Genomic DNA, 10,287 nt, shown 5'->3' with positions numbered 1-10,287 from the left:
CGGGGCGCGGCTGCGTTTCGCGCGAGCAATGCCTCAGACGCTGAGCACGCGGCTCCCCCGCTCCCGCCGTCAGGTGGGAGCGGGGGCCGGGGGGTGAGGGAGGCACCGCCAAGCCGCCAAGCAAGCCAAGGCGCGGAGACTCTTAACGCAAAGACGCGAAGGGCGCAAAGATCGCAAAGGTGTTTTATTGTTTGTGCCTTTTGTGTCTTTTCGTGGCGCGTCCCCTGCTGTCTCCCCCGGCGGTACAAACGTGCCCCCACCCCGTGCCCCTCCCCCGCTGGGGGAGGGGTGGCCCTCACCCCCAACCCCTCTCCCGCAATGCGGGAGCGGGGCGCGGCTGCGTTTCGCGCGAGCAATGCCTCAGACGCTGAGCACGCGGCTCCCCCGCTCCCGCCGTCAGGTGGGAGCGGGGGCCGGGGGGTGAGGGAACAGCCTACGCAGCGGGCTTCGTAATAGGAACCCGGCCCTGAAGGGCCGGGTTCTCTTTACAACAGGAAGGGATCGTTCTAGATTAGATGTTCAGTTCACCCCTCAACCCCACACGCAGGGAGCAGGGGAACACAACCCATCACTCCAACTCGGCGATGCGCTCGCGCAAGCGGGCCAAGGCCGCTTGCGCCGCCTCAAGCGCTTCGCGTTCGCGTTGCACGACGTGAGCCGGCGCTTTGCTGACGAAGCTCTCGTTGTTGAGGCGAGCAGCGCGCCGTTCCACATCAGCCTCGGCTTGAGCCAGCTCTTTTTGCAGACGGGTGCGTTCGGCGGCCAGATCGATCAGGCCGGCCAGCGGCAGGAAACACTCCACTGCGCCGATCACGATCGAGGCCGCTTGCCGCGGACGCTCGGTCAGCGTGGCAACAACCGTCAAATCATCCATGGCCACACGGGCCAACCGGCTGATCAGTGGCGCTTGCCCGCGCAAGAGATCGGCCCGCTCGCCGGCCACCACCGTGGCCGCCACCCACTTCGCCGGCTCGACCTTGTACTCGCTGCGCACATTGCGGATCGCGACGATCAGCTCTTGCACCAAAGCCCAATCGGCTTCAACCGCCTCATCACGCATCCCTTCCACCGGCATCGGATACAGCGCGTAGCTGAGTGTGCGCAGACCAAGCTCGGCATACGACGTCTCCGGGCCGGGATCGGGGCGCTGGTAGGCTTCGGTCAGGTACTGCCACACCTCTTCGGTGACGAAGGGCATAAAGGGGTGGAGCAAGCGCAAGCTGCCATCGAGCACGGTGAAGAGCACGCGCCGGGTAAGCTGCACGCGCTGGGAATCGCCTTCGAGCTGCACTTTGGCAATCTCGACGTACCAGTCAGCAAACTCGCCCCAGAGGAAGTCGTGGATCTGGCGGCCCGCTTCGCCGAAGTTATAGCCTTCCATCAACCGATCGACCTCGGCCACCAAATGGGCATAGCGCGAGAGGATCCAGCGATCGGCGAGGGTGAAATCCTCGGCGCGCAACGCCTCTGGCGTCACCTTCACGCTCTCGTTGCGCGGCAGATCGCCGAGTTTACCGATCACAAAGCGGGTGATATTCCAAATCTTATTGGCAAAATTGCGCGCCGCCTCGATCCGCTGCGGGTTGAGGTTGACATCTTGGCCGGGAGTGCCGCTCGTCACCAAGGTGTAGCGGAGCGCATCGGCGCCGTGTTGCTGGATCACCTCCAGCGGATTGACCACATTGCCGAACGACTTCGACATCTTGCGGCCATGCTCGTCACGCACCAACCCGTGCAGATAGACCGTATGGAAGGGCGGCTGGCCGGTGAAGTAGCACCCCATCATCATCATGCGCGCCACCCAGAAGAACAGGATGTCGTACCCTGTCTCCATGACGCTGGTGGGGTAGAAGCGGCGGTAGTCTGCGGTGTCGTCGGGCCAACCGAGCGTGCTAAAGGGCCACAGACCGGAGCTGAACCACGTATCGAGCACATCGGGGTCTTGCACGCCTTCGGCAGGCGGCGGCTCGTCGGGGCCGGGCACGACAATCGAACCGTCGGGCATATACCAGACCGGAATCCGATGCCCCCACCAGAGTTGGCGCGAGATGCACCAGTCTTCGATGTTTTCCAACCAGTGGAAATAGACCTTCTCGAACCGTTCGGGCACAATCCGCACCTTGCCGTCGCGCACCGCGGCGATCGCCAGCTCGGCGAGCGGCTTGGTGCGGACAAACCACTGCTCGGAGAGGAGCGGCTCGATCACCTCGCCACCGCGCTGGCTAATGCCGACATTCATCTTGTGCGGCTCGGTCTTGACCAGCAAGCCTTCGCGTTCGAGATCGGCCAGAATCGCCTTGCGACACTCGAAGCGATCCAACCCGGCGTAGGGGCCGCCCGCCTCGTTGATGGTCGCATCGGGATTCATGATGTTGATCATCGGCAAGTGGTGGCGCTTGCCGACTTCATAGTCATTCTTGTCATGGCCGGGGGTAATTTTGACCGCGCCAGAGCCGAACTCTGGATCGACATACTCGTCAGTGATGATTGGGATGGGGCGAGCCAGCGCCGGCAAGATCGCCTCTTTTCCAACCAGATGAGCGTAGCGCGCGTCGCCGGGGGCGACGGCCACCGCTGTATCACCCAAAATTGTCTCTGGGCGCGTGGTAGCGACGGTAATAAACTCGGTTGCACCGGCGGCCCACTGGCCTGACCCCCACGGTGCGGACGGGCCGGCCCACTCGGCAGTGCGGATCGGGTAGCGCACGTACCAGATCGAGACATTGCGCTCTTCGTACTCGACCTCAAGATCGCTGACGGCGGTTTGCAGCTTGGGCGACCAGTTGACGAGGTAGGTGCCGCGATAGATCAAGCCATCATCGTAGAGGCGCTTAAACGCGGTATGCACCGCACGCGACAAACCGGGATCGAGGGTGAAACGCTCGCGCGACCAATCGCACGACGCACCCAGCCAGCGCAACTGGCGCGTAATCTCGCCGCCGTACTTCTCTTTCCATTCCCACGTGCGGCGCAAAAACTCTTCGCGCCCCACCGCCTGCCGCGACGTTCCCTCGCGTTCAAGCAGCTTCTCAACCTGCGTCTGGGTAGCAATGCCGGCATGATCGGTACCGGGCACCCACAATGTCTGATAGCCCTGCATCCGGCGCCAGCGGATCATCAGGTCTTCGATGGCGACAAACATCGCGTGGCCGAGATGCAACTCGCCAGTGACATTGGGCGGCGGGATCGAGATGACAAAAGGCGGACGGGGAGCATCATCGCGCGGCGCAAACAGACCGCTACGCTCCCACCAATCGTAGAGCCGCTGCTCGACGAGGCGGTGCTCGTAGGCTTTATCCATCTCTAGCGGGCGGGCGGCAGCCGGATCGGTCATAGATGCCTCAACAATTAGCGCTAGAATACCGTCACATTAAGTACTATTATACCAGTCTTTTCGGCCCGGCGATGTCAGGCGCATGGCGGGTAAAATCGGGTACAATGCGAATCAGGACTGCCGCGCACCGCCGCGCGCCGGAGATCGCCAACCATTGCGGCAAGAAATGTTATGACTCCGCTGATTCAATTGAACAATATCACCAAAGTCTACGTCATGGGCGAAACCGAAGTGCATGCCTTGCGCGGAATCTCGCTCACTATCAACCAAGGCGAGATGGTCGCGATTATGGGGCCATCGGGCAGCGGCAAGAGCACGCTGATGAACATCATCGGTTGTCTCGACCGGCCCACCTCAGGCGAATACCTGCTCGAAGGGGTCAATGTCGGCGAGCTGACCGACGACGAGTTAGCGATCATCCGCAACGAGAAGATCGGCTTCGTCTTCCAGCAATACATGCTGCTCCAGCGCACCACGGCGCTGCGCAACGTCGAGTTGCCGATGCTGTATGGGAGGGGCCGGCCCGACCGGCAAGAGCGGGCACGGAGGGCGTTAGAGGCCGTCGGGATGGGTGACCGGCTGCACCACCGGCCCAACGAGCTATCGGGCGGTCAACAGCAGCGGGTAGCGATTGCCCGCGCCCTCGTCAACGAACCGCGAATTATCATGGCCGACGAGCCGACCGGCGCACTCGACACACGCACCGGGGCCGAGATTATGGGCATTTTTCAGCGGCTGAACGCCGAGCAGGGCATTACCGTCATTCTGGTGACGCACGAACACGACGTTGCCCAACACGCTGAGAGGATCATCAGCGTGCGCGACGGCCAGATTGCTGACGACCAGCCGGTCAAGAATCGGACGATGGCGTGGCAGCGGGAAACGGCGATTGTATGACCGGACGGCAGATTTGTTATCATAGCGCCGGGTGAGCCGCCGTCACGGAGACGCCTGTATGCACAACCGAACATTCCTGAGCCATGTCCTGCTCGTAACCCTTCTCGCCACGATCGCGCTCGCTGCGCCGCCGTCCAGCGCAGCTATGAGCACTTTTTCTACGCCGGCCGCCACACTCCCCATCACAACGAACGCCATTACGCCACGTACCACCCAAGAGCCGGAAGAATCGCTGATCAGCGCCCTGCTTGGCCGTTATGCGACGTGGCTGATGCTAGTCATGTGTAGCTCGATGCTAGCCTTGGTGGGAGCAGCAGCAATTGTGGCCCGGATGCGCCGGATCGCGGGAGACGATGACGACTAGAATGATATGGAGTGCGGCAGGGAAACTGCCGCATATTCGTATTATTAGGCGAAGCGCCCCCCATGTCATTGTGAGGGGGCGTAGCCCCCGCAGCAATCTCCCCCTTTGGCGAATATTGATGCCGGAGCAGATGCAATCCGTGCTCGTGGGAGATTGCTTCGCCGCCTCTGGCGGCTCGCAATGACAGGAGGGGTGCGGGCAGGGTGCTGCCGCCCCTTTGTCATTGCGATTCAAGGGCGGACAGAACATCTAATCCGGTACCCGGCCCTAAAGGGCCGGGCTACAATTTACGAAGCCCGCTGCGCGGGCTGATGCCCCCACCCCTTGCCCCTCCCCCGCTGGGGGAGGGGTGATGGAGATCGCAGCACGGGGCTTCACGGCATCGCACAGCGATCGACAGTTGTATTCGATCAAACGTTCTGTCCACTCCTCAAGTCATTGCGAGGGGGCGTAGCCCTCGAAGCAATCTCCCTGTTTAAGGGGATGTGTCCCGTGCTCGTAGGGGATTGCTTCGCCGCCTCCGGCGGCACGCCGTGACAAATGGGGGCGGGAGATGGCGGCGCCCGCATTGACCATGAGCATATCGCTCCCATAGGATAACCTCCACCCCACAACTGGGAAATTCTTCGCATATCCCCCTTGCGCATTTGGGCAAAATCAGTGCATACTATGTACAAAGAGTGATCTTGTGATCACTCCGCGCCAGCGCCGGCGCCCACTGACTCAAACCACAACACCACATCAAAGGAGTGCGCTGCATGGAGGTGCTACTGCAACTACTGGTTGCGGGAGCGTGGATGGTTACGCTCGCCAACAGTCTTCGCCGGTTGTTACGCTTAGCTCGTGTCTCACAGTTGCAACGGTGGGATAGCGATATTCGGGTGCGATCCGGGCTCAACCGGATCTGGTGGTGGTTGGGCCAAGAGGAATTCTGGGGCGCGGCGCGGTACGATGTCGCTCATGCCTTGCAGATCTCGTTGCTCGTCTTTCTCTTTGTCTGGCGAATGGCCAGTTGATGCGAGGATGCTAACGCAATCGGCGAATGCAATGGCGCGAAGCGGATTGTGTTACGATATTGGCGCTAGCATCATCACAGATGCCAGCGCGTATACCAGTAAGCTGTTGCGCCTTGACGTTAGCATCCGCAAGGGAAAGCCGTGAATATTCGCTGGACGGCAGTGATCTCTGGCTTTATGGCCGATTTTGCGTTTACGATCCTGCTTCAGGTGGTCATCTTGGCCACCGGGCAGAGTGCGGTGTTTACCGATCCATCGTTATCCAACCCAATCCATGTGCTGTTAATCTTGATCGGCGCTAGTTTGACCGGCGTAGGCGGATTTGTTGCCGGATGGCTAGCCGATAATTCCTACGCGATGCATGGCTTGTTGGTGGGAGTGGTTGGGATTCTGGTCGCAGCCATCGCCAACGTCGGGATCGCTGTGCCGCCGTTGTTATTGTTGGGTCAAGCGATTGGTTGCGCCTTCGGCGCAGTAGGCGGGACGCTAGCCGGACGGGTGCGGCGCTCGCCACGGGTGGGTTAGGTGTTCTTCGGCCATGCGCGCAACCGTTCACTGGCCTGTTCCCAAATCTGGTACGCAATCTGATTGATGCTATAGCCAGCCGGCAACCGCACGAACGGCTTATTATAGCGTTCACAGAACTCGCGCACCGCGCCTAAGCCATGGCTCGCCCACCGGATGGCTAAAAGCACAACTGAAACTTCTGCCCGCGCAATGAATGGCTCAATCGTGAGATGGCTCTGATGCGGACGGGTATCGCACCAGATCAACTCGCGCAGATCGAAGGCTTCTTCGATCGTTTGCCGCACGAGCGGTCGTTCATCACCGCCGATCAAGACAACACTCGTATTGCGCAGGAGATCGGCCACTTGCTCGACCAGTTTTTCGTCGCGATCGGCGGGAGATAATGGTTCAGCATCCGATGGCGAGGTGGAGACGCGGGATACTTCGCGCGCAACCCACCCTAGCTGCCGCGATTCGGCGCTAGCAGCGTTCAGTTGATCACGAAACGGCCACAACAACTGGCGCAGCATGCGGTGGCTCGGCGGGACACCGAGATCGATCAGCGCGTTGATGGTTTGCAGCGCGCGCGGCCACTGATCAGCCGCTCCCGCAGCCACTTGGCCTAGTTGATAACGCAGTTTGCCGAACAACTTACGCTCGTGGCGGCGACGATAGATCTCTGTATCCAGCGTTTCCCGCCACGCTTGCACCCGCGCCAGCCGCTCTTGCCACTGATCCGGGTCAGCCGTATCATCTCGCCGCATATAGCGCGGCAGATACACCCGATCGATGCCGGTTCGTTGCCGTAACCACTGGAAGAAACGCTCTTGCGCCGGGTCAGACTTTTTATACAATCGCCGCACTACGGCGGCAACTGCAGATTGAGCCTCGGCGGCAAGCAGCAAGCCTTCCGGTAAGTACTCCCTGAGCGCAGCGTTATTCACCATCTCGCTCAGTGCATCGGCAATCAGCGCCACCACTTCGCATGAACCAGCAAACACTTCCCAATTAGATCGCTGAGACTGGGCCGATTGCTTGAGTTTGGCACCAATCCATTGCGTGCAAGGTGACGGTTCGAGCGGATTCTGCCCTGATGAGCCTAACGCCTGTCGAATATACGCAGCCTTGGCTTGAAAACAATCGCTCAACTCGGCGAGTTGGGTCGCTTCGTCTTGATCAGACGGCGTACTAGGCAATGGCGAAACCGGTTGATCAGTAGCATCAAGCTCACCAGCAAAATGAGCGGCTAAACGCTTAAGATCATCATCCGTTGCCGGCGGCAGCACCGGCACGTTCGCATCAGCAGTTGCATACGCTCGACCATCAGCGACATCTTCTGCGTGCAGCGCGGATGATCCGCTGCTCTCACCTTCACTAGGGAGTTTCACCAACATATCGTCATCATCGCCGGCGATGCTCAGCAACGCAGTGCCAATCACACGCAGATGGCGGCGCAATTCGCGATCGTTGCGCGCTTGGCGTTGCAGCGCATCGAGCACTGCTTGGATTGTGCCGGTGAGGTCGGGTTGATGTTCTTCGGTCGGCATTGGTACACTCGGAGAACGCTAGCGGCGCTGGGTGCCAAGCGAGTGCTTGGAGGTATTTCGGACATTGTAGCACAGTACTATACGCTTAGCCGCCAGCGAGACGGGAAACAGCCGTCACAAACACCGGCGGCGACGGGCAAAAGAGATGCAGCAGCTTGCCGTCACGCGGATGCGGCAGGCTGAGTTCGGCAGCGTGGAGGAGCGGATGGGCCAGCGTTAGACCGGCAACTGCTGTTGGCCCGCCGTAGCGTTCGTCGCCGAGGATCGGGCAGCCCAACGAAGCGAGATGGAGGCGAATTTGATGGGTGCGACCGGTCAAAGGAATGGCCCATACCAGCGCAGCTTGGGCGAATTGGCGGCGCAACACGAAACGGGTGTGCGCCAGCTTAACGCGCTGGCCGTCAGGTAATGCTCGCCCGATCTCAGCCTGATCGTAGAGGCGCCAGCGCCCGCCGGCGGCGCGGCCATGGCCAGTCACCAGTTCCGCCTGCGCCGGCATATAGCCAGTACATACCACTAGATACCGTTTCTGCGCCTGACCACGATTGAAGACGGCATGGAGCGGTGCGTTGGCGCGGGGATGCTTGCTAAGCACGAGGATCCCTGAGGTGCCGAAGTCAAGCTGGTGGGCAAGATGGAGGGTTGGCGCTTGGCCGTCGCGTGCAGCGAGCAACTGCGTCAAGACCGCCAGCACACTGCCCTGCGTATCCCATGGCGTGTCGCCGACGTAACAGGCGGGTGGTTTGTTAATCACCAGCAGATCATCGTCTTCGTAGATGATGTGAGCCAACGTTACTGGCGCGTCGCAGTAGCCACCCGCCGGCGGCAGCCGCACGAGTAGCGTCTCGCCGGCCACTGCCGGCATATCAGCCGTCACCCGGCGCCGGTGCAACCACAGGCCGCCACGAGCAGCAGCTTGCCGGCCAAGCTCACCCAAGCGTTCGACGACGATCTCGCCGAGCGGACGGCCAGCATCATCGCTCGTCAGTAACAACGCAATGGCTTCGGGAGGCATACGTCATTCCAAACGGTCTTGCAGCGCGACGAATTGTTGCTGCGGGCCGGCGGCCCAATTCCTCTTGGCAACCCATGAGCATAGCTGTGGTTGCTGGCGGTGCGATGCGCCGTTTCACCCTCACCCCCAGCTCCTCTCCCACTGGCGTTCAAGTCCGGCACCCGGCCCTGAAGGCCGGGCTAGGCTTACGAAGCCCGCTACGCGGGCTGCTGGCCCTCACCCCCAGCCCCTCTCCCACTGGCGTTCAAGTCCGGCACCCGGCCCTGAAGGGCCGGGCTAGGCTTACGAAGCCCGCTACGCGGGCTGCTGGCCCTCACCCCCAGCCCCTCTCCCACCTCGCGGCGGGAGAGGGGAGCGCAGCGCCGAGCATTGAGGCATCGTACAGTGATCAACTGCTCGATCAAGTGTTCTATCCTTGGCGGGCCGGCGGCCTGCGCCCCCATTCCTCTCGACGGGCCGTGGGCTGACGCTAGCCGATGGCCCGCTTCAACACCTGACCCAACCGGCGCGCGCCTTCGACCAGCTCGGCTTCGGGCACCATTGAAAAGGCGAGACGTAGCTCGTTACGCCCGCCACCGTTGGCATAAAACCGTTCGCCGGGAATGTAGGAAACCCCCGCCGCTTCGGCTTGGCTCAGCAACGCCGTGGTGTCAACCGTGGCCGGCGTGCGCAACCAAACGAAGAAACCACCCAACGGCGGACGCCACGTAACACCGGGTGGCATCGAGCGAGCCAACGCAGCCAGCAACGTATTGCGGCGCTCCCGTAGCGCAACCCGCAAATGCAGCAGGTGCGGCTCAAAATCGCCAGCTTGCAAGAGGGCCAATACCACATGGGCCGTGAAATGGTTCACCCCGCCGCCACTGTCGAGCATACCTGCCTGTGTGCAGCGTTGAATCACAACAGCCGGCGCTTGCATCCAGCCTAACCGGAGACCGGGGGCCAGCACTTTGGCAAAACTGCCCAGCCGGATGAGCGGGCCGCCGGGGGCGAAACTCGCAATCGGCGGCGGTGGCGGCGCGTCATACCACAACTCGGCGTATGCCTCATCCTCGATCACGGTCAAGTCTAACGCCGTCGCCAAGCGCGCCAATTCAGCCCGCCGCTCAGCATGTAAGGTGACGCCGCTAGGATTGTTGTAGGTCGGCACCAGATAGAGAAAGGCGATCCGTTCGCCCCGGCTGCGCAAGAGCTTGACCAGCGCTGTCACCGCATTCACGTGCAACCCCTGCTGATCACCCGGCACCGTCACACAACGGAGACCGTAGTCACGAAAGATCCGCAAGGCCAGATGGTACGTTGGGGCTTCGACCAGCACCACGTCACCCGGTTTGGTAAAGTGCTTGCAGAGCATATCGAGCGCCTGCGATGTACCGCCGGTAACCATCAGATCGGTTTCGGGCACCGCGAGACGCTCGGCCAGCAGAGCCAGCAACCGGCCCGGCCCTTGAGCATAGCCATAGGTCAACGCAGCCGGCGCATCGTTGGTCAATGTCCACGTTGTGGCGCGCAACACTTCGGCGCTTGGCAACAGCTCGGCAGCGAGATGGCCCCAACCGAACTCGATCATCCCCGGTCGTTGCACGAATTGAATGTCTGGCAACATA

Annotated in this window: 8 protein-coding genes; 4 read left to right on the top strand and 4 right to left on the bottom strand. The window is 61.4% G+C overall.

The genetic code is table 11. The annotated features are described in order from the left end of the window. Positions 1 to 568: 568 nt before the first annotated feature. Entirely contained in the window at positions 569 to 3,334 is a 2,766-nt protein-coding gene (locus A6A03_RS10185; protein ID WP_066787420.1) for a valine--tRNA ligase, read from the bottom strand. Between the two features lie 171 nt (positions 3,335 to 3,505). On the opposite strand from A6A03_RS10185, the gene A6A03_RS10180 reads away from it, so the two are divergent. The 4 genes from A6A03_RS10180 to A6A03_RS10165 all read left to right on the top strand — a co-directional run bounded on the left by A6A03_RS10180 (position 3,506) and on the right by A6A03_RS10165 (position 6,136). Beyond that, on the top strand, positions 3,506 to 4,231 hold the full coding sequence (locus A6A03_RS10180; RefSeq protein ID WP_066787417.1) for an ABC transporter ATP-binding protein: 726 nt from the start codon (positions 3,506 to 3,508) through the stop codon (positions 4,229 to 4,231). Between the two features lie 58 nt (positions 4,232 to 4,289). Continuing rightward, entirely contained in the window at positions 4,290 to 4,595 is a 306-nt protein-coding gene (locus A6A03_RS10175; protein ID WP_066787414.1) for a hypothetical protein, read from the top strand. Positions 4,596 to 5,353: 758 nt separating this feature from the next. Continuing rightward, positions 5,354 to 5,611 (top strand): hypothetical protein, encoded by a 258-nt coding sequence (locus A6A03_RS10170; RefSeq protein WP_066787411.1) that lies wholly within the window; start codon positions 5,354 to 5,356, stop codon positions 5,609 to 5,611. Positions 5,612 to 5,752: 141 nt separating this feature from the next. Beyond that, on the top strand, positions 5,753 to 6,136 hold the full coding sequence (locus A6A03_RS10165) for a TIGR04086 family membrane protein (protein WP_066787408.1): 384 nt from the start codon (positions 5,753 to 5,755) through the stop codon (positions 6,134 to 6,136). Here A6A03_RS10165 and A6A03_RS10160 read toward each other — a convergent pair. From A6A03_RS10160 to A6A03_RS10150, 3 genes are all read right to left on the bottom strand, one after another. Further along, positions 6,133 to 7,665 carry a DUF2325 domain-containing protein gene (locus A6A03_RS10160; RefSeq protein ID WP_066787405.1) on the bottom strand — a complete coding sequence of 511 codons (1,533 nt, stop codon included), beginning with the start codon at positions 7,663 to 7,665 and terminating at the stop codon, positions 6,133 to 6,135. The two genes, A6A03_RS10165 and A6A03_RS10160, sit on opposite strands and share 4 nt — an antisense overlap. 85 nt (positions 7,666 to 7,750) lie before the next feature. Continuing rightward, on the bottom strand, positions 7,751 to 8,680 hold the full coding sequence (locus A6A03_RS10155) for an RluA family pseudouridine synthase (protein ID WP_066787402.1): 930 nt from the start codon (positions 8,678 to 8,680) through the stop codon (positions 7,751 to 7,753). Positions 8,681 to 9,149: 469 nt separating this feature from the next. Then, a complete protein-coding gene (locus A6A03_RS10150) occupies positions 9,150 to 10,286 on the bottom strand; it encodes an aminotransferase-like domain-containing protein (RefSeq protein WP_066787399.1) in 1,137 nt (378 codons plus the stop codon). Position 10,287 lies beyond the last annotated feature (1 nt).

This window comes from Chloroflexus islandicus (assembly GCF_001650695.1).
In the GTDB taxonomy this organism is placed as follows: Bacteria; Chloroflexota; Chloroflexia; order Chloroflexales; family Chloroflexaceae; genus Chloroflexus; species Chloroflexus islandicus.
This window is presented reverse-complemented; position numbering and strand designations above follow the sequence as displayed.